The 26,222-nt window shown below is 66.5% G+C and carries 36 protein-coding genes; all 36 read right to left on the minus strand.

Going from position 1 to position 26,222, the window contains the following annotated elements; translation table 11 throughout:
* Positions 1-9: 9 nt before the first annotated feature.
* Positions 10-1,869 (minus strand): glycosyltransferase family 39 protein, encoded by a 1,860-nt coding sequence (locus ACN20J_RS20520; RefSeq protein ID WP_190231098.1) that lies wholly within the window; start codon positions 1,867-1,869, stop codon positions 10-12.
* Entirely contained in the window at positions 1,866-3,974 is a 2,109-nt protein-coding gene (locus ACN20J_RS20525) for an ArnT family glycosyltransferase (protein ID WP_419666487.1), read from the minus strand. Before ACN20J_RS20525 ends, ACN20J_RS20520 begins: the two co-directional genes overlap by 4 nt.
* On the minus strand, positions 3,971-5,020 hold the full coding sequence (locus ACN20J_RS20530) for a glycoside hydrolase family 26 protein (RefSeq protein WP_189845064.1): 1,050 nt from the start codon (positions 5,018-5,020) through the stop codon (positions 3,971-3,973). The genes ACN20J_RS20525 and ACN20J_RS20530 overlap by 4 nt, the downstream gene beginning before the upstream one ends.
* On the minus strand, positions 5,017-6,612 hold the full coding sequence (locus ACN20J_RS20535; RefSeq protein ID WP_189845065.1) for a glycosyltransferase family 2 protein: 1,596 nt from the start codon (positions 6,610-6,612) through the stop codon (positions 5,017-5,019). Before ACN20J_RS20535 ends, ACN20J_RS20530 begins: the two co-directional genes overlap by 4 nt.
* 200 nt (positions 6,613-6,812) lie before the next feature.
* A complete protein-coding gene (gene truA, locus ACN20J_RS20540) occupies positions 6,813-7,670 on the minus strand; it encodes a tRNA pseudouridine(38-40) synthase TruA (RefSeq protein ID WP_419666488.1) in 858 nt (285 codons plus the stop codon).
* 71 nt (positions 7,671-7,741) lie between these two features.
* Positions 7,742-8,278 (minus strand): 50S ribosomal protein L17, encoded by a 537-nt coding sequence (gene rplQ / locus ACN20J_RS20545; protein ID WP_189845067.1) that lies wholly within the window; start codon positions 8,276-8,278, stop codon positions 7,742-7,744.
* A gap of 195 nt (positions 8,279-8,473) precedes the next feature.
* Complete coding sequence (locus ACN20J_RS20550) at positions 8,474-9,496, minus strand: DNA-directed RNA polymerase subunit alpha (protein ID WP_003966937.1); 1,023 nt, start codon at positions 9,494-9,496, stop codon at positions 8,474-8,476.
* Between the two features lie 225 nt (positions 9,497-9,721).
* On the minus strand, positions 9,722-10,126 hold the full coding sequence (gene rpsK / locus ACN20J_RS20555; protein WP_006376016.1) for a 30S ribosomal protein S11: 405 nt from the start codon (positions 10,124-10,126) through the stop codon (positions 9,722-9,724).
* 69 nt (positions 10,127-10,195) lie between these two features.
* Positions 10,196-10,576 (minus strand): 30S ribosomal protein S13, encoded by a 381-nt coding sequence (rpsM, locus tag ACN20J_RS20560; protein ID WP_107022207.1) that lies wholly within the window; start codon positions 10,574-10,576, stop codon positions 10,196-10,198.
* 194 nt (positions 10,577-10,770) lie between these two features.
* Complete coding sequence (gene rpmJ / locus ACN20J_RS20565; RefSeq protein ID WP_003998809.1) at positions 10,771-10,884, minus strand: 50S ribosomal protein L36; 114 nt, start codon at positions 10,882-10,884, stop codon at positions 10,771-10,773.
* Between the two features lie 59 nt (positions 10,885-10,943).
* Positions 10,944-11,165: a translation initiation factor IF-1 gene (gene infA, locus ACN20J_RS20570; RefSeq protein WP_003948620.1), complete on the minus strand. Its 222-nt coding sequence runs from the start codon at positions 11,163-11,165 to the stop codon at positions 10,944-10,946.
* A 244-nt stretch (positions 11,166-11,409) separates the two neighbouring features.
* The gene (gene map / locus ACN20J_RS20575; RefSeq protein WP_190231095.1) at positions 11,410-12,246 is read right to left on the minus strand and encodes a type I methionyl aminopeptidase; all 837 of its coding nucleotides are present in this window, start codon (positions 12,244-12,246) and stop codon (positions 11,410-11,412) included.
* A gap of 101 nt (positions 12,247-12,347) precedes the next feature.
* A complete protein-coding gene (locus tag ACN20J_RS20580; RefSeq protein WP_189845069.1) occupies positions 12,348-13,037 on the minus strand; it encodes an adenylate kinase in 690 nt (229 codons plus the stop codon).
* A complete protein-coding gene (gene secY / locus ACN20J_RS20585) occupies positions 13,037-14,350 on the minus strand; it encodes a preprotein translocase subunit SecY (RefSeq protein ID WP_055614916.1) in 1,314 nt (437 codons plus the stop codon). Before secY ends, ACN20J_RS20580 begins: the two co-directional genes overlap by 1 nt.
* Before the next feature lie 248 nt (positions 14,351-14,598).
* Entirely contained in the window at positions 14,599-15,054 is a 456-nt protein-coding gene (rplO, locus tag ACN20J_RS20590) for a 50S ribosomal protein L15 (RefSeq protein ID WP_055614917.1), read from the minus strand.
* A 2-nt stretch (positions 15,055-15,056) separates the two neighbouring features.
* Positions 15,057-15,239, minus strand: a complete 183-nt coding sequence (gene rpmD, locus ACN20J_RS20595; protein ID WP_055553514.1) for a 50S ribosomal protein L30 — start codon at positions 15,237-15,239, stop codon at positions 15,057-15,059.
* Positions 15,239-15,841: a 30S ribosomal protein S5 gene (gene rpsE, locus ACN20J_RS20600; protein WP_055513610.1), complete on the minus strand. Its 603-nt coding sequence runs from the start codon at positions 15,839-15,841 to the stop codon at positions 15,239-15,241. The genes rpmD and rpsE overlap by 1 nt, the downstream gene beginning before the upstream one ends.
* Before the next feature lie 43 nt (positions 15,842-15,884).
* Positions 15,885-16,265, minus strand: a complete 381-nt coding sequence (gene rplR / locus ACN20J_RS20605) for a 50S ribosomal protein L18 (RefSeq protein ID WP_055614918.1) — start codon at positions 16,263-16,265, stop codon at positions 15,885-15,887.
* A 3-nt stretch (positions 16,266-16,268) separates the two neighbouring features.
* Positions 16,269-16,808: a 50S ribosomal protein L6 gene (gene rplF / locus ACN20J_RS20610; RefSeq protein WP_189845070.1), complete on the minus strand. Its 540-nt coding sequence runs from the start codon at positions 16,806-16,808 to the stop codon at positions 16,269-16,271.
* A gap of 21 nt (positions 16,809-16,829) precedes the next feature.
* Positions 16,830-17,228, minus strand: coding sequence for a 30S ribosomal protein S8 (gene rpsH / locus ACN20J_RS20615; protein WP_055614920.1), 399 nt, complete (start codon positions 17,226-17,228; stop codon positions 16,830-16,832).
* 209 nt (positions 17,229-17,437) lie between these two features.
* Positions 17,438-17,623, minus strand: coding sequence for a type Z 30S ribosomal protein S14 (locus ACN20J_RS20620; protein ID WP_003948630.1), 186 nt, complete (start codon positions 17,621-17,623; stop codon positions 17,438-17,440).
* A 5-nt stretch (positions 17,624-17,628) separates the two neighbouring features.
* A complete protein-coding gene (gene rplE / locus ACN20J_RS20625) occupies positions 17,629-18,186 on the minus strand; it encodes a 50S ribosomal protein L5 (RefSeq protein WP_010986351.1) in 558 nt (185 codons plus the stop codon).
* Positions 18,186-18,509 (minus strand): 50S ribosomal protein L24, encoded by a 324-nt coding sequence (gene rplX / locus ACN20J_RS20630; RefSeq protein WP_055614922.1) that lies wholly within the window; start codon positions 18,507-18,509, stop codon positions 18,186-18,188. Before rplX ends, rplE begins: the two co-directional genes overlap by 1 nt.
* 2 nt (positions 18,510-18,511) lie before the next feature.
* Positions 18,512-18,880, minus strand: coding sequence for a 50S ribosomal protein L14 (gene rplN / locus ACN20J_RS20635; protein ID WP_003992364.1), 369 nt, complete (start codon positions 18,878-18,880; stop codon positions 18,512-18,514).
* Between the two features lie 111 nt (positions 18,881-18,991).
* Entirely contained in the window at positions 18,992-19,279 is a 288-nt protein-coding gene (rpsQ, locus tag ACN20J_RS20640; protein WP_189845071.1) for a 30S ribosomal protein S17, read from the minus strand.
* The gene (gene rpmC / locus ACN20J_RS20645) at positions 19,279-19,503 is read right to left on the minus strand and encodes a 50S ribosomal protein L29 (protein ID WP_003998824.1); all 225 of its coding nucleotides are present in this window, start codon (positions 19,501-19,503) and stop codon (positions 19,279-19,281) included. Before rpmC ends, rpsQ begins: the two co-directional genes overlap by 1 nt.
* Positions 19,503-19,922, minus strand: a complete 420-nt coding sequence (gene rplP / locus ACN20J_RS20650) for a 50S ribosomal protein L16 (RefSeq protein ID WP_055614924.1) — start codon at positions 19,920-19,922, stop codon at positions 19,503-19,505. Before rplP ends, rpmC begins: the two co-directional genes overlap by 1 nt.
* Before the next feature lie 5 nt (positions 19,923-19,927).
* Complete coding sequence (gene rpsC, locus ACN20J_RS20655; RefSeq protein WP_055614925.1) at positions 19,928-20,779, minus strand: 30S ribosomal protein S3; 852 nt, start codon at positions 20,777-20,779, stop codon at positions 19,928-19,930.
* Positions 20,779-21,126: a 50S ribosomal protein L22 gene (gene rplV, locus ACN20J_RS20660; protein ID WP_006604878.1), complete on the minus strand. Its 348-nt coding sequence runs from the start codon at positions 21,124-21,126 to the stop codon at positions 20,779-20,781. The genes rpsC and rplV overlap by 1 nt, the downstream gene beginning before the upstream one ends.
* 42 nt (positions 21,127-21,168) lie before the next feature.
* On the minus strand, positions 21,169-21,450 hold the full coding sequence (rpsS, locus tag ACN20J_RS20665) for a 30S ribosomal protein S19 (RefSeq protein WP_010986346.1): 282 nt from the start codon (positions 21,448-21,450) through the stop codon (positions 21,169-21,171).
* A 12-nt stretch (positions 21,451-21,462) separates the two neighbouring features.
* A complete protein-coding gene (gene rplB, locus ACN20J_RS20670) occupies positions 21,463-22,299 on the minus strand; it encodes a 50S ribosomal protein L2 (protein WP_189845072.1) in 837 nt (278 codons plus the stop codon).
* 39 nt (positions 22,300-22,338) lie between these two features.
* Positions 22,339-22,755, minus strand: coding sequence for a 50S ribosomal protein L23 (rplW, locus tag ACN20J_RS20675; RefSeq protein WP_055614927.1), 417 nt, complete (start codon positions 22,753-22,755; stop codon positions 22,339-22,341).
* Positions 22,755-23,408, minus strand: coding sequence for a 50S ribosomal protein L4 (rplD, locus tag ACN20J_RS20680; RefSeq protein ID WP_055614928.1), 654 nt, complete (start codon positions 23,406-23,408; stop codon positions 22,755-22,757). Before rplD ends, rplW begins: the two co-directional genes overlap by 1 nt.
* Before the next feature lie 7 nt (positions 23,409-23,415).
* Complete coding sequence (gene rplC / locus ACN20J_RS20685; protein WP_055614929.1) at positions 23,416-24,060, minus strand: 50S ribosomal protein L3; 645 nt, start codon at positions 24,058-24,060, stop codon at positions 23,416-23,418.
* A 17-nt stretch (positions 24,061-24,077) separates the two neighbouring features.
* On the minus strand, positions 24,078-24,386 hold the full coding sequence (rpsJ, locus tag ACN20J_RS20690) for a 30S ribosomal protein S10 (protein ID WP_003948644.1): 309 nt from the start codon (positions 24,384-24,386) through the stop codon (positions 24,078-24,080).
* 610 nt (positions 24,387-24,996) lie between these two features.
* Positions 24,997-25,716 carry a hypothetical protein gene (locus ACN20J_RS20695; RefSeq protein ID WP_419666489.1) on the minus strand — a complete coding sequence of 240 codons (720 nt, stop codon included), beginning with the start codon at positions 25,714-25,716 and terminating at the stop codon, positions 24,997-24,999.
* Between the last annotated feature and the right edge of the window lie 506 nt (positions 25,717-26,222).

A 26,222-nucleotide genomic window follows, 5' to 3' on the forward strand; every position in this document is an offset into this window, starting at 1 on the left:
CAACCCAACTCAGGTATGCACCTTGCGCTTGGCGGCGTCGTCCTTTTCCTCGGACGAGTCGTCCGTCGCCGCGCGTGTCCTTTCGAGGAGCACGAGCTGGAGGTATTTGAGCTTCTTGGTCTTCACGACCTTGAAGCTTCGCTGGATCACGGTCGCCGACGTCTTCGGCATGCCGCTGAACGGCTTCCCGTCGAGCGTGGTCGACACGAGCCACAGCCGGTCGGCCTTGGCCAGACACTTGGCGGGATGCGGGCACTCGGCCGCGTCGAACGAGCCCCGCTCCTGCGGTGTGCGGTACATCAGCCAGTCCTTGGGCCGGCCCGCGTCGTCGCGCAGCTCGTAGTCCATGGCCCGGCGCTCGGTCTGCACACCACTGAAGACGATGCCGTCGCCCTTCTTCTGGCCAGCCTCGATGAGCTGCGCGGCGCCCCGGAAGTCCGGCTCGCCCAGCGCGTTCTGCCGGGTCTCACGGATGCCGGGCAGCGACTGGAAGGCGATTCCGGCGACCGTGGCCGCCACGAGCACCCAGCCGAAGCCGCGCCGGGCCGCCGCACCCGTACCGGCCTTCGCCCCGGCCACCGGGCCGGCGATCCGGACCACCGCGACGGCCGCGAGCAGCACCCACGCGGGTGCCGTGAACTGCAGATAGCGCGGCAGGAAGAGGTGCAGCTGCGCGGCGGTGACATAGGTCACCAGCGGCGGCAGCACGATCCAGGCGGCCAGCGGAAGGGCCATCCGGCCGGCGAAGAACAGCCCGACCGTGCCGAGCGCCATCACCGGTACGGCCACCGCCCAGGAACCGAAGAGGTTCATGGGGAAGTCCATCAGGTCGTCGATGCCGGGGTTGTTCCAGGCGATCTGGCCGCTCTGGCCCGAGCCCGAGACGGCCATCGGGACGACGAAGCACATGCCGAGCGTGAAGGCCGCCGCGTACGCCCAGCCCACGATCTTGTCGCCCGAGCGGCGCGCGATCACGATCATCACGAGATGTGCGCCGAGCACCGCCATCGAGGCCAGGTGGCTCCAGCCGATCAGCGGCACCGACAGGGTGTAGGCGACCCACACCTTGAACGACGGCTTGTCCAGCGCCCGGGCGAGCAGCAGCGTCGACAGCAGCACCGCCGCCACGGCGAAGGCGTACGGCCTGATCTCCTGCCCGTACCGGGTGGTGAACGGCATGACGGCGACGGCCAGCCCCGCGAGGATGCCCGCCTGCGTGGTGAACAGCCGCCGCCCGAGCAGGGCGAGCAGACCGGCCGAGGCCGCCATGGCCACCGCGCCCGGGATGCGCATCGCGGTCGGGGAGTCCCCGGCCACCGCGAGCCACATGTGCATGAGCACGTAGTACGGCGTGAACACCACGTCGATCGAGCGGATCAGCAGGCTCAGGTCGTGGAACGACAGCGAGGCCGCCCACCAGGTGGCGTGCTCGTCCCGCCACAGCTGCCGGTCACCGATCCCGCGCCAGATCATGGCGAAGGCGAGCACCGTGGGCAGCAGAAACGTCACGGCAGTGACGAGCCGGCCACCCTTCGCATCCTCGGGCTCGTCCTCCCCGGGCTCGTCCGCGGCCGGCTCCGGCTCGACCGGCGCCGGCGGGACGGGCTCGGCGGCCTGCGCCTGCTGCTGCCCGGGCGCGGTGTAGGCGCCCTGGTCGGTGTACTGACCGGGATCGGCGTACTGGCCGGGGGCCGCGTACGCGCCCTGCGCCGGGTCGGCATACGTGCCCTGACCAGGACCGGCGTAGCCGCCCTGGCCGTCGGCGTACGCGCCCTGCCCGGCGTAGGCGCCCTGACCCGCGTACGGATCATGGCCCCCCTGGGCATCGGGATATCCGCCGCCGTACGGCGGAGAGGCATTGACACTCATCGCTTCACCCAAATCCGGAACGCGCCGTCGCCCTTACTCGTGGTGAAGCGCGACACGGCTGCCAGGCGGTAGTGGGAATTGCCGCGCAGCGCGTCGGTCACGGCCGTATCGACCTCGGGCGTGACCGTCCCGCGCAACACGATGACGTCGAACTTCGCGTCCTTGACCGCGGCACGGTAGGCATCGGGGCCGGAGTGCTGCTTGCCCTTCTTGTCCTTGTAGTCCATGCCGAACGTGCTCTGCCACTGGTCGTAGTCGGTCTTGTCCCGCAGGTAGTACGCGGGAACCTCGTGCTCCTCGGCGAGGTAGGTGCCCTTGCGGTCGACCATGTTGCGCAGGATCGCCGTCATCTCCTTGGAGTCCGGGAAGCTGTACGCCTGCTGGGACTGCACCATGCCGAACACCAGCGTCAGGACGTAGAGCATGATCCCGAGCTGCGGGTGCCGGAAGTGCGGGCCGACGAGCCGGGACATGCCGAGGCCCGCCATCGGCCCGGCGAAGAGCAGACCGAAGCCCACGTGCTTGAAGAGCGAGATCTCGGTCTGCAGGTGGATCTGGTAGGCGGGGGCAAGCAGCGCGGTGCCGGTCAGCACCAGACCGAGCGAGACCCGCCGGAACCTGCCCGGCCCCTGCTTGTCGACCCACGGCATCTCGCCCATGCTCGGGCGGATCACATAGGCGATGGAGCCCCCGAGCGCGGCGAGGAACATCAGCCCGCCCCACTCGGAGCTGTGCTGCAGGATCGTCGCCGCCGTGTCGGCGCCCTTGGCACGGTCGGTGGTGGTCTGGCTGATACCGCCGAGCGACCCGGTGTAGAGGTAGGCGGCGACCAGCATGGCGAGCATCGCCCCGCCGAACACCACTCCTCGGGCGAAGGCGAGCAGCCCGCGGTGCCGGTAGGTGGTCAGCACCGCCAGGACGACCAGGGTCGGCAGGTACAGACCCGCCGCGTACTTGGTGCCGAAGGCCAGGAACGCCGGGGGCGCCGCGAGCACGACCATCAGGATGTGCGACCGGCCGGTCCGTACGACGATCCAGAACGACAGCGCGAGCAGGAAGATCGCCGCCGCGTCGAAGGTGGCGAAGTTGCCGAGGAACACCGTCGACTGGATGACCGAGAAGAGGGCCGCCGCGCCGAGCGCCGCCCGGACGTTGAACATCCGGCGGGTCGTCGCGTACAGCAGCGCGGTCGCGCCGAGCATGAAGAAGAGGCTGACGATACGCACTCCGGCGAGCCCGGCCACGCTGTCGGCCATGGCCGCGAGCACCGGGTACAGCTTCGGGTAGCCCGAGAAGTAGCCCTCGAAGTCACCCGGCACGGGCGTGCCGTGCAGGATGTTCCCGACCTCGTAGTGACCGGCCGCGATGTAGAGCGCCTCGTCCTGGAACGCGGTGCCGCGCAGCCGCAGCGAGAGCCCGGTCTGGATCAGCAGGACGCAGAGCATGACCCAGCGGCCCAGCAGCTTGCTGCGCCCGCCGTCCACGGCCCACGCCGACTCCTGCACCGGCGGCAGCGTGTACCCCGGCTTCTCCGACTCCGCCTCGGGCTCCACGGACGCGGGAGCCGCCTCCGGCTCCACCGCCGTGTACGAGGCATAGGGGTCGTACGGCGCGTACGTGTCGTACGCCTGCTGGTCCGTGTACGAGGACCGCAGGTCCTTGACGTCGAAGCGCCAGGTGCCGGTCTCGCTGACATAGCCGCCCTGATGGGCCCCGGCCTGCTCCTGGTACGGAGGGTAGGTCGGCTGTACCCGGGGCCGGGTCTGGGCCTGCTGCGCGTACTGCCGCAGGCTCTCCTGCTGCGCGTACCGCCGCTGGTCCTCTTCGGCCGGGGCGTACTGCTGCTGGTTCCCGTGGCCGTACTGCTGTTGCTGCTGCTGGTGCTGTTGCTGCCCGTTCTGCTGGTACTGGTCGTTCTGCTGGTACTGGTCGTTCTGCTGGTACTGCCCGTTCTGCTGCGGGTACCCGTTGTCGGCGTACTGCTGCTGACCCTGCTGCTGTTGCCCCTGCGCCTGGCCCCGCTGCTGCCCCTGCTGCTGCCCGTACCCGTACTCGTCGTGCAACTCGGAGTCGTCCGCCCAGGTGGGCGTGCGTCGGTCGCTCATGGCTTCGTCACATCGAATCCGAAGCTCGAGTTCGCCGCCTGCTGCTTGAAGGTCTTCTCCGACAGCGGACCGCTGTTGATGCGCCAGTCCGTCTCCTTGTCGAAGTTGAACCAGACGAACCCGATGACGTCGTCGCGCTGCACGGTCCCCTGGAAGAGGGACTTGATGTCGGCGGGCTTGCGCTCACCGGCCTGCGCGGCGGTCTCCGCGATGATGAAGGGTTTGTTCGTGAAGCCGCGGATCTGCGTCATCGTCGGCCCGTACAGCGTCTGGTACGTGTTGGGGCCGGTGGCCGCGTAGTAGCCGATGACACCGACCCAGTCGACGTAGTCGTCGCCCGGCCAGTACGGCTTCAGCTTCACCTTCGGCATCGGGTGGGTGACGTTCGGGCTCCACACCCAGATGACCTGGGTGGCGCCCTCGTCGTCGAAGATGTCGTGGATGTGCTTGTACGCGGCGGTGAAGTCGGCGGCGCTGGTCTTCTTGGTGCCCCACGGGTACCAGAAGCCGTTCATCTCGTGCGCGAAGCTGATCGCGACGGGGAGGTTCAGCTCCTTGACGGACTTCGCGTACTCACGGATGTACTTGTCCTCCTTGCCGGAGGCGATGTCCTTCATGCTGGTCTCGAAGGGCTCCCAGGCGATGAACGCGACAGAGCCGTAGTCCCATGAGTTCTTCACGAGCTCCTGCTCGTACTGGTCGCCCCAGGCGGAGTAGAACTCGATCAGGTTGGGCTTCTTGCCCGCGCGCTTCGCGAAGTCCTCGACGGCCTTCATCTTGGCGGGAGCGCCGTCGGCGGCCACGCCCAGGTACTTCTTCTTCGGGTCCAGCAGCGGCCGCACGTCGTACGGCGGCTCCGGCTTCGCGGACTCACTGGCCTCACCGGTGCCGTCGGCACCCGGCTGCTCGCCCTGTCCGCGCTCGTACTGGTCGCGGCCCTCCTCGGAGAACGTGCTGCACCCGGCCAGCAGCGCACCGGCGATGAGCGTGGCGGCGAGCGCCCGCACGGGACGTGATGCCCGCACTCGGCGTACGGAAAAACTCATGCGGTCGCTTCCTGCACTTCCTGGGCACGCGGCTGTACGAGGACACGGCCGACGACCATCGCGTAGAAGAGGCCGGCGGACAGCATCAGCGCGAAGTCCGGCGGATAGAGGGTGAGCATGCGCCAGGCGGCGACGATGATCCACAGGACGGCGGTACCGCCGGTCCAGAAGATCATGCAGTTCCAGTAGCGGCGCATGCCGTTCTTCTTGGCGCCCGCCGAGCCCGTGGGCTTCCAGCCCATCGGACGGCCCCGCAGCACGTCCCAGACCGCGAAGACGTGCGACCACCCGTACATGATCCGGACGGCCCAGGCCTCGAGTCGGTACGGTGCCCGGTGCCACAGCGGCAGGACCAGCGTCACGTACGCGACGCTCGGCAGCACCCACAGGGCGGCCTCGGCGCGCAGCAGGTCGGGCCGCAGGATCATCAGGGCGAGCGGGATGACCGGCGCGATGAACGTGGCGAGCGCGGTCTGAAGGTAGTAGAGGAACCCCGACACATAGCAGAGCCGGGTCTTGAACTTGAGGTCCATCTCCCAGAACCGCTTGCTGGTGAGGAGCTCCAGGGAGCCCATGCACCAGCGGTACTGCTGGTTGTGGAAGGCACCGGCCGTGTCCGGGCACACACCGGCGGACAGCGCGACGGGCACGTAGCGCAGCTTCCAGCCCAGGGCCCTGAGGTCGAAGCCGGTGTACATGTCCTCGGAGTGCTCGATCAGCGTGATGCCGTTGGTCTGCTCCAGGGCCGCGCGCCGGTAGACGGCGCACGAGCCGACACAGATGGAGCCGTCCAGGTCCTCACGGGAGGTCTGTACGGACCGGTAGAACTGCTCCTGCACGGCGCCCGCGCCGCGCTCGATCCAGTTCTGCGCGTCGACGATGCGGAAGAACTGCGGCGACTGCACGATGGCGCACTTCTCGTCGTCGTCCATGTGCGGCAGCAGCTCGTCGAGCAGGTCCGCGCGCGGCGCGAAGTCGGCGTCCAGGATCAGGATGTGGTCGCCGTCGGTCCTCTCGAAGGAGTAGTTGAGGTTGCCGGCCTTCTTGAACCAGCCGCGGTTGGGCCGCACCACGTAGTTGAACCCGAAGTCGCGGGCCATCGCCCCGACCTCTTCCTCGGCCGCGTCGTCCAGGACGTACGTCTTCACGACACCCTGGTAGCTGTCCGCGAGCCGGTTCACATGGACCCAGGTGTTGTGGAGCACCTCCAGGGGCTCACCGCACACCGGCAGGAAGATGTCCACGCTCGGATACACCGCGGGCTGCCACTTGCGCACGAGGCGCTTGTGGCCCTTGATGTCGAAGTCCTTGCTGAGCCCGTCGAGGTACAACGAGATCAGGTAGTCCGCGATGATGAACGCCAGCAGCGGCAGCGTCAGCCAGAACCACGGACTCGACGCCGTGAACAGAAACTGGCTCATCGCCAGACACGCGAAGCTGATCAGCGAACCGACCGTCAGCACCCACAGGTACCGACGGGAGTACGAGTACTTCTCGACGTCGTCAGGCGGCGTCGGCAGGAGCCCATGACTCTGCGGCGTCCTTTTGCGTTTCCTGTTCTGCGGAACACGAGCAGTCCCCACTGCACTCATGCAAAACCCCCGGGGCCGTTGCGGCCCGTTACCCCCACCCGAACTCGGCCAACCCCTAATCGAACCTTCAGCCGAGCAGCGGAATCATAACCGAGTTTCAGAGGTTACGTCCGAACGTACGTGTTACGCAGGGGTTTCATCACACGCCACAGCGGGCATACGTAGCCACTTGCCCCTTTGTTCTAGGGGCGCGGCTCCCGTCAGCAGCACCCCGCTCCCGGCAGGGTCCGCCGGTTTCGCGCCTCTTTGTTCCGCGCGGCCAACAGCTCGTCGGCCGGGTACCCGACCTCTTCGAGCGTCAGCCCGTGCGGCCGCACCACATGCACGGCGGAGTCCCGCACCCCCGCGGCGAGCACCTTGCCGGGCCAGTCGGGCCCCCGGTGCCCGTCCCCCACGAACAGCAGCGCCCCGATGAGCGAGCGCACCATGTTGTGGCAGAAGGCGTCGGCCCGCACGGTGGCGGTGATGATCCCGTCGCTCCCCCGCTCCAGGCTCAGCTGCTGCAGCGTACGGATGGTCGTGGCGCCCTCCCGCTTCTTGCAGTAGGCGGCGAAGTCGTGCTCGCCGAGCAACCGCTCCGCGGCCTCGTTCATGGCGTCGACGTCGAGCGGCCAGTCGTGCCAGAGGACATGGCTGCGCAGCAGCGGATCGACGCCACCGGGGTTGTCGGTGACGCGATAGGCGTACCGGCGCCAGACGGCCGAGAACCGCGCGTTGAAGCCGCTCGGCGCCTCCCTGACGGCCCACACCCGCACATCCTTGGGAAGCCGCCCGGCCAGCCGCTTGAGCAGCTTCCCGCGCTGTTCGCCCCACACCTCGACGGGCAGATCGACATGCGTCACCTGCCCCCGGGCGTGCACCCCGGCATCGGTCCGCCCGGCCACGGTCAGCTCGTACGTGGTGTCCCGCGACCGTGTCACCGTCCGCAGGGCTTCCTCGATCTCCCCCTGCACGGTCCTGCGCCCGCCGGCCTGCTTGGCCCAGCCGGAGAACTCGCTCCCGTCGTACGAGAGATCCATCCGGATACGGACATGGCCGGGCGCTGCTTCATCACTCACCTGGAGATCCTCTCAGGAACACGGGAGCGGGCCCGCTCCTCGAAAGGAACGGGCCCGCCAACGCAGAACGCTTACGCGTCCTTGGACTCCTCGGCGGCCTCGTCGGCCGGCTTGGCGTCCTCGACGACCTCGTCGGACTTGGCCTCGACGGCCTCGTCCTTCTTCAGGGCGTCGTCCTTCTTGAGGGCGTCTTCCTTGACGGCACGCTGCGTCGCCGCCTCGGCCTCACCGGTGGCCTGCTGGGCCACGGTCAGGGCCTCCACCAGCTCGATGACAGCCATGGGCGCGTTGTCGCCACGGCGGTTACCGATCTTGGTGATACGGGTGTAGCCACCCGGACGGTTCTCGTAGCGCGGGCCGATCTCGGTGAAGAGCGTGTGCACGACGCTCTTGTCCGTGATGACCGTGAGCACCTGACGGCGGTTGTGAAGGTCGCCCTTCTTCGCCTTGGTGACCAGACGCTCGGCGTACGGCCGGAGCCGACGGGCCTTCGCCTCGGTGGTCGTGATCTTGCCGTGCTCGAAGAGCGACTTCGCGAGGTTCGCGAGAAGCAGCTTCTCGTGCGCGGCGCTGCCGCCCAGACGGGCACCCTTGGTGGGCTTCGGCATGGTGTTTCTCCTAGGTGTCTGCCCCGGCCGTATCAGGTACCGAGGTCAGTATCCGAGCGGGCGGCTGCCCGTCGAAGATCCGGGGCGCCCTTTTCGGGGCGCCTCGGAGGGTCCGCGCCCCATAAGGGGCGCGGGGAAACTGCGCGACCAGCCACAACGGTCCCACAGCCACATTCCGGACGTCTCGTGGAGAGACTAGTACTGCTCGGTCTCCACGAAACCCGCGTCCGCGTCGTCGTCGGCGCCGAAGGCGTCGGCGGCGGCGGTCGGGTCGAATCCGGGCGGGCTGTCCTTGAGGGCCAGACCCATCCCGGCGAGCTTCGCCTTGACCTCGTCGATCGACTTCGCACCGAAGTTGCGGATGTCGAGCAGGTCCGCCTCGGACCTGGCCACGAGCTCACCCACGGAGTGGATGCCCTCGCGCTTGAGGCAGTTGTACGACCGAACGGTGAGCTCGAGCTCCTCGATCGGCAGGGCGAGATCGGCGGCGAGCGCGGCGTCCGTCGGGGACGGACCCATGTCGATGCCCTCGGCGTCGATGTTCAGCTCGCGTGCGAGACCGAACAGCTCGACCAGCGTCTTACCGGCGGAGGCCATGGCGTCACGCGGACGCATCGCCTGCTTGGTCTCGACGTCGACGATCAGCTTGTCGAAGTCGGTGCGCTGCTCGACACGCGTCGCCTCGACCTTGTACGTGACCTTCAGAACGGGCGAGTAGATGGAGTCGACCGGAATACGACCGATCTCCTGCCCGACCTGCTTGTTCTGAACAGCCGAAACGTAACCACGGCCACGCTCGACCGTCAGCTCCATCTCCAGCTTGCCCTTGCCGTTGAGCGTGGCGAGGACGAGGTCGGGGTTGTGCACCTCGACACCGGCCGGGGGCGCGATGTCGGCTGCGGTGACCAGACCCGGACCCTGCTTGCGCAGGTACATCACGACCGGCTCGTCGTGCTCCGAGGAGACGACCAGCTGCTTGATGTTGAGGATCAGGTCGGTGACGTCCTCCTTGACGCCCGGCACGGTGGTGAACTCGTGCAGGACACCGTCGATGCGGATGCTGGTGACAGCCGCACCGGGGATGGAGGAGAGAAGAGTCCGGCGGAGCGAGTTGCCGAGGGTGTAGCCGAAGCCCGGCTCCAGCGGCTCGATCACGAACCGGGAGCGGAACTCGTCGACGACCTCTTCGGTCAACGAGGGACGCTGAGCGATCAGCATGAAGTGAATCCTTCAGTCATGGGCACCCACTATTTGATGCCCTTGAGTACTACAAGGGTACGGGCGGTACGGCCCCGAAAGGCCATACCGCCCGGACCCCACAAAAATCAAGACAACCGTGCGTCAGACGCGACGGCGCTTGGGCGGACGGCAGCCGTACTGCGACATTGTGGGGGATAACCCCCACACCCCCAGCCGTATGCCGAGCCGCCCTGCGTCAGAGCGTCAGACGCGGCGGCGCTTGGGCGGACGGCAGCCGTTGTGCGGCGTGGGCGTCACGTCCTGGATGGAGCCGACCTCAAGACCGGTCGCCTGCAGCGAACGGATGGCCGTCTCGCGACCCGAACCCGGGCCCTTGACGAAGACGTCGACCTTGCGCATGCCGTGCTCCTGCGCGCGGCGGGCGGCCGACTCGGCGGCCATCTGCGCGGCGAAGGGGGTGGACTTGCGCGAGCCCTTGAAGCCGACGTGGCCGGCGGAGGCCCAGGAGATCACGTTGCCCGCGGGGTCCGTGATCGAGACGATCGTGTTGTTGAACGTGCTCTTGATGTGCGCGTGACCGTGAGCGACGTTCTTCTTTTCCTTGCGGCGCACCTTCTTGGCAGCGCCCTGACGACCCTTGGGGGGCATCTATATCTCCTACGGGGAGGTGGTCGGTCCTACAGCGAAGACCGCTGATGAAGCGTTGTCCGCTGCGGACTACTTCTTGCCCGGCTTCTTCTTGCCGGCGATGGCGCGACGCGGGCCCTTGCGGGTACGAGCGTTCGTGCTGGTGCGCTGACCGTGGACGGGCAGGCCACGACGGTGGCGCAGACCCTGGTAGCAGCCGATCTCGACCTTGCGGCGGATGTCGGCCTGAACCTCACGGCGGAGGTCACCCTCGGTCTTGAAGTTGTTGTCCACGTACTCGCGGATCCTGACCAGCTCCTCCTCGGAGAGGTCACGAACGCGGGTGTTGGGGTTGACGCCGGTGTCGGCCAGCGTCTTCTGCGAGAGGGTCCGGCCGATGCCGAACACGTAGGTGAGGGCAACCTCCACGCGCTTTTCGCGCGGGATGTCAACACCGGAAACGCGTGCCATTCAATGGCTCCAGTTGTCGTTCGGAGGTCTTCCGCAAAACCGGTTCCCAGCCGCCGTATGAGGTACGAACTGGGTCCCCGGCCTCCGACCGGGGGTATCGGAATCCCTGCGAACAGCGGATCCGGGCTCTGCGTATGAACATGTGCTACTTGCGTCGCGCGAAACTCTGCGGGTGCAGAAGGTTCGGTCGTGCGTCAGCCCTGGCGCTGCTTGTGCCGCGGGTTTTCGCAGATGACCATGACCCGGCCGTGACGGCGGATCACCCTGCACTTGTCGCAGATCTTCTTGACGCTCGGCTTGACCTTCATTGGGTGAGGTTCTCCGGGTCAGTGCCACCGCCCCGCGGAATACGGGACACAGGCAAGATCTACTTGTACCGGTAGACGATCCGGCCACGGGTCAGGTCGTACGGAGACAACTCCACCACGACCCGGTCGTCAGGGAGGATGCGGATGTAGTGCATACGCATCTTGCCGCTGATGTGTGCCAGGACCTGGTGGCCGTTCTGGAGCTCGACCTTGAACATGGCGTTCGGAAGAGACTCGACGACAGTGCCCTCGATCTCGATGGCACCTTGCTTCTTGGCCACGCTTCGCCCTTCGAATCGACTACCTTGATCGACCCCGTGCTTACTGCACGCAGACATGCAGATGCACGAGAGCCGACGAGTCAGTCTACGCCAGGGCCCTCGGAAAGACGAATCGAGATAGCCTGCCCCGCGCGGAAGATCCCTAAGCAGCAGACGCGCCCCTCAGGGGCGCAGGGCACTGCGCGACCGGCCCCACAGGGCCGCAGCCGCGACGCATACACCAGCCCAGCACTACAGCGCGAACTCAGCCCAGAGGGTCAGGAGCCGCCGTGATCCCGTACTCGGCCAGCTTCGCCTTGCCCCCGTCGGGAGCCGTGAGCACGAGCGGCCCCGCCTCCGTCAGCGCGACAGAGTGCTCCCAGTGGGAGGACCACGTGCCGTCCGTCGTGATGACGGTCCAGTCGTCCGAGAGAACCTCGGTCTTCGGCGTACCCAGCGAAACCATGGGCTCGATGGCGAGGCAGAACCCGGGAACGAGCTTCGGCCCCTTCCCCCGACGCCGCTCCACGTAGTTCAGCAGATGCGGATCCATGTGCATCTCGGTGCCGATGCCGTGGCCGCCGTAGTCCTCGACGATCCCGTACTTGCCGCCGCCGGGCTTCGGCTGCCGCCGGATGTACGTCTCGATGGCGCGGGAGACGTCCACGAGCCGGTTTCCCAGCTTCATGGCGGCGATCCCGGCCCACATCGACTCCTCGGTCACCCGGGACAGCTCGATGAGCTCCGGAGCGTGACCGGATCCGACGAAGGCGGTGAAGGCGGCGTCCCCGTGCCAGCCGTCGACGATGGCGCCGGCGTCGATCGAGATGATGTCGCCGTCCTTCAGCACGACGTCGTCGCTCGGGATACCGTGCACGACGACCTCGTTCGCCGAGGTGCAGATCGTCGCGGGGAAGCCGCCGTATCCCAGGAAGTTGGACTTGGCACCGTGCTCGGCCAGCACCTTGCGGGCGACCTCGTCGAGGTCCTTCGTCGTGGCCCCGGGTACCGCCGCTTCCCGTGTCGCCCTGTGGACGGCGGCGACGACCAGGCCCGCCTCACGCATCTTGGCGATCTGCTCGGGGGTCTTGATCTGCACCATGAGGGCCCGCGCTCTCCGTCTTCTCTGCCTGCTCGGTTACGTACACAACAGTACGGCCGCGGCGCCCGACAGGGGCACCGCGGCCGAACCAGCCAGGACGACTACTTGTCGTCGCCGCCCTCGCTGTCGTTCTTGCCCTCGGACTGACGCTTGAGGGCGTCCATCGCGCGCTTGGTGACGTCGTCCACCTTGCCGAGCGCCGAGATCGTCACGACCAGGCCCTGGGCCCGGTAGTAGTCGATGATCGGCTCGGTCTGCGTGTGGTAGACCTCCAGGCGCTTGCGGACGGTCTCCTCGGTGTCGTCGTCACGCTGGTACAGCTCGCCGCCGCAGGCGTCACAGACGTCCGTCTTCTTCGGCGGGCTGTACGTCACGTGGAAGACATGACTCGAGTCCCTGCGGCAGATGCGGCGGCCTGCGATGCGCTTGACCACCTCGTCCTCGGGGACCTCCAGGTCGAGCACCGCGTCCAGCTCCACAGCGTCGGCCTTGAGCGCCTGATCGAGCGCCTCGGCCTGCGAGACGTTCCGCGGGAAGCCGTCGAGCAGGAAGCCGTTCGCGGCGTCCGGCTGCTCCATGCGGTCCCTGGCCATGGCGATCGTGACCTCGTCCGGCACAAGGTTGCCCTCGTCCATGTACGACTTCGCCAGTTTGCCGAGTTCGGTCTTCTGGCTGATGTTCGCACGGAAGAGGTCGCCCGTGGAGATGTGCGGAATCGACAGGTTCTGGGCAAGGAACGCGGCCTGCGTTCCCTTGCCCGCACCGGGCGGCCCGACGAGGACGATACGCATCAGCGGAGGAACCCTTCGTAATTGCGCTGCTGGAGCTGGCTCTCGATCTGCTTCACCGTCTCCAGACCCACACCCACGATGATCAGGATGCTGGTACCACCGAACGGGAAGTTCTGGTTTGCCCCGAAACCAACCAACGCCATCGTCGGTACGAGAGCGATCAGACCCAAGTACAGCGAACCTGGCCAGGTGATCCGGTTGAGTACGTATCCCAGGTACTCAGCGGTCGGCCGGCCAGCCCGGATGCCCGGGATGAAGCCACCATACTTCTTCATGTTGTCCGCGACTTCCTCGGGGTTGAACGAGATAGCCACGTAGAAGAAGGCGAAGAACACGATCAGCAAGAAGTACGTGCTGATGTAAATCGGGTGGTCACCCTTGGTGAGGTTCTGTTCGATCCAGGTCTTCCAGCCGGACGTCCCACCTGCGAACTGAGCGATCAGCGCCGGGATGTAGAGCAGCGACGAGGCAAAGATCACAGGGATGATGCCGGCCTGGTTGACCTTCAGCGGGATGTACGTGGACGTGCCGCCGTAGGACCGGCGGCCGATCATTCGCTTCGCGTACTGGACGGGAATGCGGCGCTGAGCCTGCTCCACGAAGACGACCAGACCGACCATGACGAGACCGACCGCGATCACCGTGCCGAACTCGATCCAGCCGTCCGCGAGGTTGCCCTGCTGCTTGATGGCCCACAGCGCGGACGGGAAGGTCGCGGCGATCGAGATGAACATCAGGATCGACATGCCGTTGCCGATGCCGCGGTCGGTGATGAGCTCACCGAGCCACATGACGACGGCCGTACCGGCGGTCATCGTGATGACCATCGTGATCGTGACGAAGATCGACTGGTCGGGCACGATCTGTTGTGCGACCGGGCAGCTGGTGAACAGTGCACCACTGCGGGCGGTGGCCACCAGGCCGGTGCCCTGCAGGATGGCCAGGGCCACCGTCAGATAACGGGTGTACTGCGTGATCTTCGCCGTACCGGCCTGACCCTCCTTCTTGAGGGCCTCCAGTCGCGGGATCACCACGGTCAACAGCTGCAGAATGATGCTCGCCGTGATGTACGGCATGATGCCCAGCGCGAAGATCGTGATCTGCAGCAGGGCGCCACCGCTGAACATGTTGACCAGACCGAACAGGCCCGTGTTCTGGCTCGCGTCGTCGATACAGATCTGGACGTTCTTGTAGTCGACACCGGGGATCGGGATGTGCGTACCAACCCGATAGACCACGATGATGCCGAGCGTGAAGAGCAGCTTCTTGCGCAGGTCGGGCGTCTTGAACGCCCGGGCGAACGCGGTGAGCACGGTGCCTCCTGCGACCCCCGCGCAAGTGCGTCAGAGGTGACGGTCTTGAGGTTCGACGAATAAGTAACGGACAGCTGACTAACAGTTAAGAACCGCCCTGAGTTCCCAGAGGTCACACCGGGCGAAAATTAGCAGTGCAGGCCACCTTACCGGCGACACCGCTCCCCTAGGAACGACCAACCGGGGATGCCCCTTTTGTGGGGCACCCCCGGTCGGGTTCGCTCAAGTCATCGAGACGCCTGGTGATTTCAGACGAGCTCGGTGACGGTACCGCCGGCGGCGGTGATCTTCTCCTTGGCGGAGCCGGAGACGGCGTCAACCGAAACCTGCAGCGCCACGGTGATCTCGCCCTGGCCGAGGACCTTGACGAGGCTGTTCTTGCGAACGGCACCCTTGGCGACGAGCCCCTCGACGGTGACCTCGCCACCCTCCGGGTACAGCGCGCCCAGCTTGTCGAGGTTCACGACCTGGAACTCGGTCTTGAACGGGTTCCGGAAGCCCTTGAGCTTCGGGAGACGCATGTGGAGGGGCATCTGGCCACCCTCGAAGCGCTCCGGAACCTGGTAACGGGCCTTGGTGCCCTTGGTACCACGTCCAGCCGTCTTACCCTTCGACGCCTCACCACGACCCACACGGGTCTTGGCGGTCTTGGCGCCCGGGGCGGGACGGAGGTTGTGGATCTTGAGCGGGTTGTTCTCCGCCATGATCAGTCGACCTCCTCAACCGTCACGAGGTGGCGGACGGTGTGAACCATTCCGCGGAACTCGGGGCGGTCCTCCTTGACGACCTGCGTGTTGATCCCCTTGAGACCAAGGGACCGCAGGGTGTCACGGTGGTTCTGCTTGCTGCCGATGTACGACTTCGTCTGCGTGACCTTGAGGCGAGCCATTACGCACCCGCTCCCGCACGCGCACGGAGCAGAGCCGCGGGGGCGACGTCCTCGAGGGGCAGACCGCGGCGGGCCGCGATCTCCTCGGGACGCTGCAGGCCCTTGAGGGCCGCCACGGTCGCGTGCACGATGTTGATCGCGTTGGACGAGCCGAGCGACTTCGACAGGATGTCGTGGACGCCGGCGCACTCGAGGACAGCACGCACCGGGCCACCGGCGATAACGCCGGTACCGGGGGAAGCAGGCTTGAGCAGGACGACGCCCGCGGCCTTCTCGCCCGTGATCGGGTGCGGGATGGTGCCCTGGATACGGGGGACCTTGAAGAAGTGCTTCTTGGCCTCCTCAACACCCTTGGCGATGGCGGCCGGCACCTCCTTGGCCTTGCCGTAGCCGACACCGACGGTGCCATCGCCATCGCCCACTACGACGAGCGCAGTGAAGCTGAAGCGACGACCACCCTTCACAACCTTGGCGACGCGGTTGATCGCGACAACGCGCTCAACGTACGCGGTCTTCTCGGCAGCAGCGCCGCCGTCACGGCCCTTCCGGTCCCGCCGCTCGCCGCCACCGGCACCGCTTCCGCGGCGCTGGGGTCCAGCCATTGGAATTACCTCTCTCTGTTTCCGCTAGCTACGGAACCAGGACTCAGAACTTGAGTCCGGCCTCGCGGGCGGCGTCCGCCAGGGCAGCGATGCGCCCGGCGTACTGGTTGCCACCACGGTCGAATACGACAGCCTCGACACCGGCGGCCTTGGCACGCTCGGCGACAAGAGCGCCGACCTTGCCGGCCTGCGCCGACTTCTCGCCCTCGCCACGGATCGACGCGTCCAGGGTCGACGCCGACGCCAGGGTGTGACCCTTGATGTCGTCGATGACCTGGGCCACGATGTGGCGGTTCGAGCGCGTCACGACCAGGCGAGGACGCTCAGCCGTTCCGTTGACCTTCTTACGGATCCGGATGTGGCGCCGCTTGATGGCAGCACGCTTGTAAGCGTCGCCCTTAGCGATCTTCGTACCGTATGCCATGGCTTACTTACCCGCCTTTCCGACCTTGCGGCGGATGACTTCGCCCTCGTACTTGACACCCTTGGCCTTGTACGGGTCGGGCTTGCGCAGCTTGCGGATGTTGGCCGCAACCTCGCCGACCTTCTGCTTGTCGATGCCCTCGACCGAGAAACGGGTGGGGGCTTCCACCTTGAAGGTGATCCCCTCGGGGGCCTCGACCAGGATCGGGTGGCTGTAGCCGAGCGAGAACTCCAGGTTGGAACCCTTCGCCAGGACTCGGTAACCGACACCGCTGATTTCGAGCTTCTTCACGTAACCCGTGGTCACGCCGGTGATCATGTTCGCCACCAGCGTGCGGGACAGGCCGTGCAGGGCCTTGTTCTGACGCTCGTCGTTCGGGCGGGTGACATTGAGAATGCCGTCCTCGCCCTTAGCGATCTCGATCGGCGCCGCGACGGTGTGGGAGAGGGAGCCCTTGGGGCCCTTCACCGAAACCGTACGGCCGTCGATGGTGACGTCCACGCCGGCGGGAACCGTGATGGGGAGCTTGCCAATACGCGACATAGCTTCTTCCGTTCCCTTCCGCTACCAGACGTAGGCGAGAACTTCTCCGCCTACGCCCTTCTTGCCGGCCTGCTTGTCGGTGAGGAGACCGTGCGACGTGGAGATGATCGCCACGCCGAGGCCACCGAGCACCTTGGGCAGGGAGGTGGACTTCGCGTACACACGCAGACCCGGCTTCGAGATCCGCTTGATGCCCGCGATGGAGCGCTCACGGTTCGGGCCGAACTTCAGCTCGAGGACGAGCTTCTTGCCGACCTCGGCGTCCTCGACCTTCCAGCCGGTGATGAAGCCCTCCTGCTGGAGGATCTCCGCGATGTGAGACTTGATCTTGCTGTGCGGCATCGCGACATCGTCGTGGTACGCCGAGTTCGCGTTACGCAGACGAGTAAGCATGTCTGCGATGGGATCAGTCATGGTCATGAATTGGCCTTCGGCCTCTCTCGCCGGGGTTTCCAGTGCGCCATCCCTCTCCCCACTCAGTGGCGGGACGGGTGCGGTGCGGGGACCTACGGCGTAGTAAGTCGTACGGGCGTCCAGGCGCCCAACCCTCCTAGCCTAAGCCATGGAGGGGTGGGCGCCCGACATCGCCCTTTACTTACCGAGAGCCTCTGGAATCCCGAAGTACGGGATTACCAGGAGCTCTTGGTCACGCCCGGCAGCTCGCCACGGTGAGCCATCTCACGAAGGCACACGCGGCAGAGGCCGAACTTGCGGTACACGGAGTGCGGACGGCCGCAGCGCTGGCAGCGCGTGTAGCCACGTACGCCGAACTTGGGCTTACGAGCAGCCTTGGCAATCAGAGCCTTCTTCGCCATCTCGCTTACGCCTCCTTGAAGGGGAAGCCGAGGTGACGGAGAAGGGCACGGCCTTCGGCGTCGTTGGTCGCCGTGGTGACCACGGTGATGTCCATACCCCGGACGCGGTCGATCTTGTCCTGGTCGATCTCGTGGAACATGACCTGCTCCGTGAGACCGAAGGTGTAGTTGCCACGGCCGTCGAACTGCTTGGGGGACAGACCACGGAAGTCGCGGATGCGCGGCAGCGCGAGCGACAGGGTGCGGTCCAGGAACTCCCACATGCGGTCGCCACGAAGCGTGACGTGGGCACCGATCGGCTGGCCCTCACGCAGCTTGAACTGCGCGATGGACTTACGGGCCTTGGTGACGGCCGGCTTCTGACCGGTGATCGTGGTGAGGTCGCGAATCGCGCCGTCGATCAGCTTGGAGTCGCGGGCGGCGTCGCCCACACCCATGTTGACCACGATCTTGACGAGACCCGGGGTCTGCATGACGTTCTCGTAGGAGAACTCTTCCTGCAGCTTGCCCGCGATCTCCTCGCGGTACTTCGTCTTGAGACGCGGAGTCGTGGTGGTAGCCATCAGATGTCCTCACCCGTCCGCTTGGCAACGCGAACCTTGTTGCCCTCGTCGTCGAAGCGGTAACCGACACGCGTGACGACCTTGTTGCCGTCCTTCTCAACGACCAGCTGGACGTTGGAGACGTGGACGGGCGCCTCGGTCGTGACGATGCCACCGGCCTGCGAACCGCGAGCGGTCGGGCCGGCCTTGGTGTGCTTCTTGACCCGGTTGACACCCTCGACCAGGACGCGGTCCTCGCGGGGGTAGGCCGCGATGACCTTGCCCTGCTTGCCCTTGTCCTTACCGGTGATGACCTGTACCAGGTCGCCCTTCTTGATCTTCATGCTTACAGCACCTCCGGCGCGAGCGAGATGATCTTCATGAACTTCTTCTCGCGCAGCTCCCGGCCCACCGGGCCGAAGATGCGGGTGCCGCGAGGGTCGCCGTCGTTCTTCAGAATGACGGCGGCGTTCTCGTCGAAGCGGATGTACGAGCCGTCGGGACGGCGGCGCTCCTTGACGGTGCGAACGATGACCGCCTTGATGACGTCACCCTTCTTCACGTTGCCGCCGGGGATCGCGTCCTTGACGGTGGCGACGATCACGTCACCGATGCCCGCGTAGCGGCGACCGGAGCCACCGAGCACACGGATGCAAAGGATCTCCTTCGCACCAGTGTTGTCGGCGACACGCAGTCGCGACTCCTGCTGGATCACGTCTATCTCCTGTTTGTCTGCCGGTTCCCGGCAGGGGCCCTGTCCTGTACGGGATTCGGGCCCCTGCCGAGCCTGGCGGAACTGTCCTGCGGGGGGTGCCCCGCAGGAGAATTACTTGGCCTTCTCGAGGATCTCGACGATGCGCCAGCGCTTCGTCGCGGACAGCGGCCGGGTCTCCATGATGATGACCCGGTCGCCGACGCCCGCGGCGTTCTGCTCGTCGTGCGCCTTGAGCTTGTTCGTACGGCGGATGACCTTGCCGTACAGCGCGTGCTTGACGCGGTCCTCGACAGCGACGACGACGGTCTTGTCCATCTTGTCGCTGACGACCAGACCCTCACGGGTCTTGCGGAAACCGCGGCTCGTGTTGGTCTCTTCAGTCACGTTGCTCTCGCTCATCAGGCGCTCTCCACCGTCTCGATGCCCAGCTCGCGCTCACGCATCAGGGTGTAGATCCGCGCGATGTCCTTGCGGACGGCCTTCAGCCGACCGTGGTTCTCGAGCTGACCGGTCGCCGCCTGGAAGCGGAGGTTGAACAGCTCTTCCTTGGCTTCGCGGAGCTTCGCGAGAAGCTCCTCGTCACCCAGTTCGCGCAGCTCGGACGCCTTGGTACCGGCCGACATCACGCTTCACCTGCCTCGCGCTTGACGATCCGGCACTTCATCGGCAGCTTGTGGGCTGCGCGAGTCAGGGCCTCACGGGCGATCTTCTCGTTGGGGTAGGACAGCTCGAACATGACCCGGCCCGGGTGCACGTTCGCGACCCACCACTCGGGGGAACCCTTACCGGAACCCATGCGGGTCTCGGCGGGCTTCTTGGTCAGCGGGCGGTCCGGGTAGATGTTGATCCAGACCTTGCCGCCACGCTTGATGTGACGGGTCATCGCGATACGAGCCGCCTCGATCTGGCGGTTCGTCACGTACGCCGGCGTGAGGGCCTGAATGCCGTACTCGCCGAACGAAACCTCCGTACCACCCTTGGCCTGACCACGGCGCTTGGGGTGGTGCTGCTTGCGGTGCTTGACCCTACGGGGGATCAGCATTTCGGTCAGGCCTCCGTTCCGGTGCTCTCAGCCGGAGCGGCAGCGGCGGCGGGAGCGTCGGCCTTGGGGGCCTCGGCAGCCGGCGCGGACTGCTGCTGCGGCTTGCGGCCGCGGCCGCCACGCTCGCCACCGCGGCCACCGCCACGGGCCGGGCGGTCGCCGCCCGGGCCGCCACCACGGGCCGGGCGGTTACCCGCACGGGCAGCGGCGTTCTCGGCGCGGACCTCGGCGATGTTCTTGACGTCGCCCTTGTAGATCCAGACCTTCACACCGATACGGCCGAAGGTCGTCTTGGCCTCGAAGAAGCCGTAGTCGACGTTCGCGCGGAGCGTGTGCAGGGGCACACGGCCCTCGCGGTAGAACTCCGAGCGGGACATCTCGGCGCCGCCGAGACGGCCACCACACTGGATCTTGATGCCCTTGGCGCCGGCCTTCATCGTGCCCTGCATGCTCTTGCGCATGGCACGACGGAAGGAGACGCGGGAGGACAGCTGCTCGGCGACGGCCTGGGCCACCAGCTGAGCGTCCGTCTCCGGGCTCTTGACCTCAAGGATGTTCAGCTGGACCTGCTTGCCGGTCAGCTTCTCGAGGTCACCGCGGATGCGGTCGGCCTCGGCGCCACGACGGCCGATGACGATGCCCGGGCGCGCGGTGTGGATGTCCACACGGACGCGGTCACGGGTGCGCTCGATCTCAACCTTCGAGATGCCGGCGCGCTCCATGCCGGACGTCATCATCCGACGGATGGCGACGTCTTCCTTGACGTAGTCCTTGTACAGCTTGTCGGCGTACCAACGGGACTTGAAGTCCGTGGTGATGCCGAGCCGGAACCCATGCGGGTTAACCTTCTGGCCCATTACCGGGTTCCTTCCTTGCTGCTGACGACCACGGTGATGTGGCTGGTCCGCTTGCGGATCCGGTAGGCACGGCCCTGAGCACGCGGACGGAACCGCTTCAGGGTCGGGCCCTCGTCGACGTAGGCCTCGGAGATGACAAGGCTGCCGGCGTCGGTGTGGTCGTAGTTGTGTGCGGCGTTGGCAATGGCGCTGTCAAGCACCTTGCCGACCGGCACGCTCGCGGCCTGCGGGGCGAAACGCAGGACCGCCTGAGCCTCCGTGGCATCCATGCCACGGATAAGGTCCACCACGCGGCGGGCCTTCATGGGCGTAACGCGGATGTACCGCGCCTGGGCCCTGGCTTCCATGGTTGTCCTTCCAGTGTCTGTCATGGTCGATTCCACCCCGCGTTAGCGGCGCTTCGACTTCCGGTCGTCCTTGACGTGACCCCGGAAGGTGCGCGTCGGCGAGAACTCGCCGAGCTTGTGGCCGACCATCGACTCGGTGACAAACACCGGAATGTGGGTCTTGCCGTTGTGCACCGCGATCGTGTGGCCGAGCATGGCCGGGATGATCATCGAGCGACGGGACCAGGTCTTGATGACGTTCTTGGAACCGGCTTCGTTCTGTGCGTCCACCTTCTTGATCAGGTGGTCGTCGACGAAGGGCCCCTTCTTGAGACTGCGCGGCATCTAAACCCGCTCCTAGCGCTTCTTGTTCGTCTTGCGGCGGCGGACGATGTACTTGCTCGAAGCCTTCTTCGGCGAACGAGTACGACCCTCCTTCTGACCCCACGGCGAGACCGGGTGGCGACCACCGGAAGTCTTGCCTTCACCACCACCGTGCGGGTGGTCAACCGGGTTCATCGCCACACCGCGAACGGTCGGGCGGACGCCCAGCCAGCGCTTGCGGCCGGCCTTGCCCCAGTTGATGTTCGACTGCTCGGCGTTGCCGACCTCGCCGACGGTTGCGCGGCAGCGCACGTCGACCAGGCGGATCTCTCCGGACGGCATGCGCAGGTGGGCCATCTGGCCCTCCTTCGCGAGCAGCTGCACGGAGGCACCGGCGGAGCGGGCGAACTTGGCACCGCCACCGGGACGGAGCTCGATCGCGTGGATCGTGGTACCGACCGGGATGTTGCGGAGGGCCAGGTTGTTGCCCGGCTTGATGTCGGCCCCGGGACCGTTCTCGACGCGGTCGCCCTGCGACAGGTTGCGGGGGGCGAGGATGTAGCGCTTCTCGCCGTCCGCGTAGTGAAGCAGCGCGATGCGCGCGGTGCGGTTGGGGTCGTACTCGATGTGCGCGACCTTCGCCGGCACGCCGTCCTTGTCATGGCGACGGAAGTCGATGACACGGTAGGCGCGCTTGTGTCCACCACCCTGGTGGCGAACGGTCACACGACCGGAATTGTTACGGCCGCCCTTGCTGTGCAGCGGGCGAACCAGCGACTTCTCCGGCGTGGACCGCGTGACCTCGACGAAGTCGGCGACGCTGGAGCCACGACGGCCCGGCGTAGTCGGCTTGTACTTGCGGATTCCCATTTCTCAGTCCTCGTCCGATATTCGGACCAGGGCGCTCCGTTAGGAGGCCTGGCCGAAGATGTCGATACGGTCGCCCTCAGCGAGGGTCACGATCGCGCGCTTGCTGTCCGCACGCTTGCCGAAGCCGGTGCGGGTGCGCTTGCGCTTGCCCTGACGGTTGATCGTGTTGACCCCGGTGACCTTGACCGAGAAGACCGCCTGGACGGCCTGCTTGATCTGGGTCTTGTTGGCCCGCGGGTCCACGACGAAGGTGTACTTGCCCTCGTCGAGCAGCGCGTAGCTCTTCTCCGAGACGACCGGCTTGAGGAGGACGTCACGGGGATCCGTGAAGCTCTTGCTCAGCGGGGTCTCGACGGTGTTCTTGCCCTCGGTGGCGTGGCGCTTCGCCTTGGCGACGCGCGCGGCCTTGGCGGCCTTGGCCGCCTTGGGCGCAATGCTCGGGTGACGCGTAGCCATCAGGCTTCGCTCCCTTCGGTGTCAGCGGCCTTGGGGCCAGACACGAAGGACTCGAACGCGGACTGGGTGAAGACCACGTCGTCCGAGACGAGAACGTCGTACGTGTTCAGCTGGCCCGGCTCCAGGATGTGCACCTGGGGCAGGTTGCGGGCGGAGAGCAGGCCCTGCTCGTCCTCGCGGGAGATGACCAGGAGCACGTTCTTGCGCTCGCTGATCTTGCCCAGCAGGGACTTCGCGGCCTTCGTGGAGATCTCGCCGTCGACCACGCCGGTGACGACGTGGATACGAGCGTTGCGGGCCCGGTCGGTGAGGGCGTGGCGCAGGGCCGCGGCCTTCATCTTCTTCGGGGTCCGCTGCGAGTAGTCACGCGGCACGGGACCGTGCACGACGCCACCACCGGCGAACTGGGGCGCGCGGGTCGAGCCCTGACGGGCGCGGCCGGTGCCCTTCTGGCGGTACGGCTTCTTGCCGCCACCGCGAACCTCGCCACGGGTCTTGGTCTTGTGCGTGCCCTGGCGGGCAGCGGCCAGCTGGGCGACGACGACCTGGTGGATCAGCGGAATGCTGATCTTCTCGACGTCGAAGATCTCCGCGGGGAGCTCGACCGTCCCGGTCTTGTCGCCTGCCGGCGAAAGGATGTCAACAGTGCTCATCGTTACCTCAGGCCCCCTTGGCCGCGGTGCGGACCAGGACGAGGCCGCCGTTCGGACCGGGAACCGCGCCCTTGATGAGCAGCAGACCCTTCTCCGCGTCAACGGCGTGGACGGTCAGGTTCTGGGTGGTGACCCGCTCGTTGCCCATGCGACCCGCCATGCGGAGGCCCTTGAACACACGGCCCGGGGTGGCGCAGCCACCGATGGAGCCGGGAGAGCGGTGCTTGCGCTGGGTGCCGTGACCGGCGCCGAGGCCCTTGAAGTTGTGACGCTTCATGACACCGGCGAAGCCCTTGCCCTTGCTCTTGCCGGTCACGTCCACCTTCACGCCGGCCTCGAAGACCTCCGCGGAGATCTCCTGACCCAGCGTGTACTCGGAGGCGTCCGCGGTGCGGATCTCGACGAGGTGGCGGCGGGGGGTGACGTCGGCCTTGGCGAAGTGACCCTTGAGGGGCTTGTTCACCTTGCGCGGGTCGATCTCGCCGAAGGCGATCTGGACCGCTTCGTAGCCGTCGGAGTCATTCGTACGGACCTGGGTGACGACGTTGGGGGAGGCCTTGACGACCGTCACGGGAACAACACGGTTGTTCTCGTCCCACACCTGCGTCATGCCGAGCTTCTCGCCCAGGATGCCCTTGATCTGCTTAGCCATTCTCAGATCACCGGCCCCTAGAGCTTGATCTCGATGTCGACACCGGCCGGGAGGTCGAGTCGCATCAGGGAGTCAACGGTCTTGGGCGTCGGGTCGAGGATGTCGATCAGGCGCTTGTGCGTGCGCATCTCGAAGTGCTCGCGCGAGTCCTTGTACTTGTGCGGCGACTTGATGACGCAGTACACGTTCTTCTCAGTGGGCAGCGGCACCGGGCCCGCGACAGACGCACCAGTTCGCGTCACCGTCTCGACGATCTTCTTCGCCGAGCTGTCGATGACCTCGTGGTCGTAGGCCTTGAGCCGGATGCGGATCTTCTGTCCCGCCATGGCTACTCAGTAGTCCTTAGTCTCGTTTAACGCTCTGGAACCCGGGGGTTCGCGTCCCTTGCCTCCGACCCACGCGGTCGGGCGTGTCGCGCTCCTGCTGACAGAGATGTCCACGAGTGGATTTCCCTGCCGAGGGACGCGGCTGAGCCCAAAAGACAACCGCTGGACCGGGGGCTGAACACCCACCGGGCGCCTGGTCTGCACCCCGCTGACACTTCCCGGAAGATTCCCGTACGTCCGCTCCAGCGCTGCCTTACGGCAGTTGGAGCGACGAGTACTGTGGGACTCGCTTCCGGTCCTCCCGGCGGGAGGCGCGCAGCATCGGCACTCAACCGAGCAACCCCGACAGTCTGCCATACGGGGCATACGGCTGGCCAATCGAGCCGGAGAGAATACCCCCAGGGTGACGCAGGTCAAACACAGGCTCGCAGGGGGAGCGGGGCGGGCGCCCTCCACAGGGCCGCAGGCCGTGGGCCGCCACACGGCCGACCGCCACCGCCGGCCGCTCTCCCGCCGCCAGGTCTCGCAGCCGTCCCGCACTCGCGACGCGATGGCGGTCGCGGTCGCTCGCGGTCGGCGGGCCTGCCCCCGGCCCCCGTCGTCCGGCTTCTCAGCTCCGGGGCTCGTCGCGTTCGAGTGCGTCGAAGTCGATCGGCTGATAGTCCCGGGCGTAGCCGCGCAGGAACTCGGCCGCCTCAGCCGGCAGGGGCGGGGTCGCGATCACCGCGTACTCCAGTACGCGCTTCGGGGCGAAGTACTTCCAGAACTCGTACTCCGGCTCCCCCGCCGCGAGGCCCGGATACCGGTCCGTGACGCCGAGGCTGTCCAGGAGTTCGACAAGCGTGGCGTCGGCGAGGTTCGCCATCGGCTCGCGCGGGAGCACGATCCGCTCCACACCGGGGTCGAGACGAGGCTGCTTCCCTTGCGCGATGTCCTCCAACTGGGGCCGGTCCAGCACGTACCAGGGCCCGGCATGCTCCTGTACGAGCCAGCTGTCCCGGGTGTCACTGCGATGGATGGCGCATTCGTCGCCCCGGAAGATCTGCTCGACGTAGCCGAGACCGGGCTGGATCAGGGTCTGGGTCTCGCCGGCCGCCTGATACGTGATCTCCCTTCCGTGTCCTGTCGCGATCTGCGCGAACTCGGCGGCGAACTCCGACCGGGCGGGCGAGGCACGCAGGCAGGAGAAGTGGAGCGACCCGACCAGGAACGCGTGGTCCTCCTGCCAGGTCGCCCGCATGAGGCGGTACGGAGGAACACTGCTGGCCCACCCGGGGATGTGCAGGACGAATTCCCCGCAGAAGACACACGAAGCGTGTTCACTACTCATTACAGCTTTCCCTTTCCGCGACGCGGTTCATGCCAAGGTACGCACATCGTCGGTCATCCCATTCGCACGGGAACGATGAACCCCAACGGATTCACCGGACCCCCCTCAGGATATGTCCCCTGCGGCAGCTCACGGATTCCATCACCGTCGAAAAATCTCAGATTTCCGTCCCTGCTGACGACAACTTCCATATGATCCGACGCCTTGTATTCCAGATCCCGCGACATGCTGTTGGGAATCCCCCGCGCCTCTTCTATTCGGTTGGGCGGTCCGGGAATTCGGTCTTCCGGGTGCGTATGGGCGATGAAATCGTAATCCTGCCCCCTGAGGTCCCGCGGAATGGAACTCGTCCGCTCCGTCCCCCGGAAGAGACGCAGATCTCCCGCCGGATTCTGGATGATGGCGTGCTCGACCCCGTGGAAGCTCTGGAGTTCGGAGAGATGCGAAACGTTCACCTCTCCGGGCCGGATGGGTATGTGCCCGTTCTCCAGCGCCCGGGTGAGCTG

The organism is Streptomyces sp. 2-1, from assembly GCF_048564895.1.
GTDB classification, from domain to species: Bacteria; Actinomycetota; Actinomycetes; order Streptomycetales; family Streptomycetaceae; genus Streptomyces; species Streptomyces phaeochromogenes.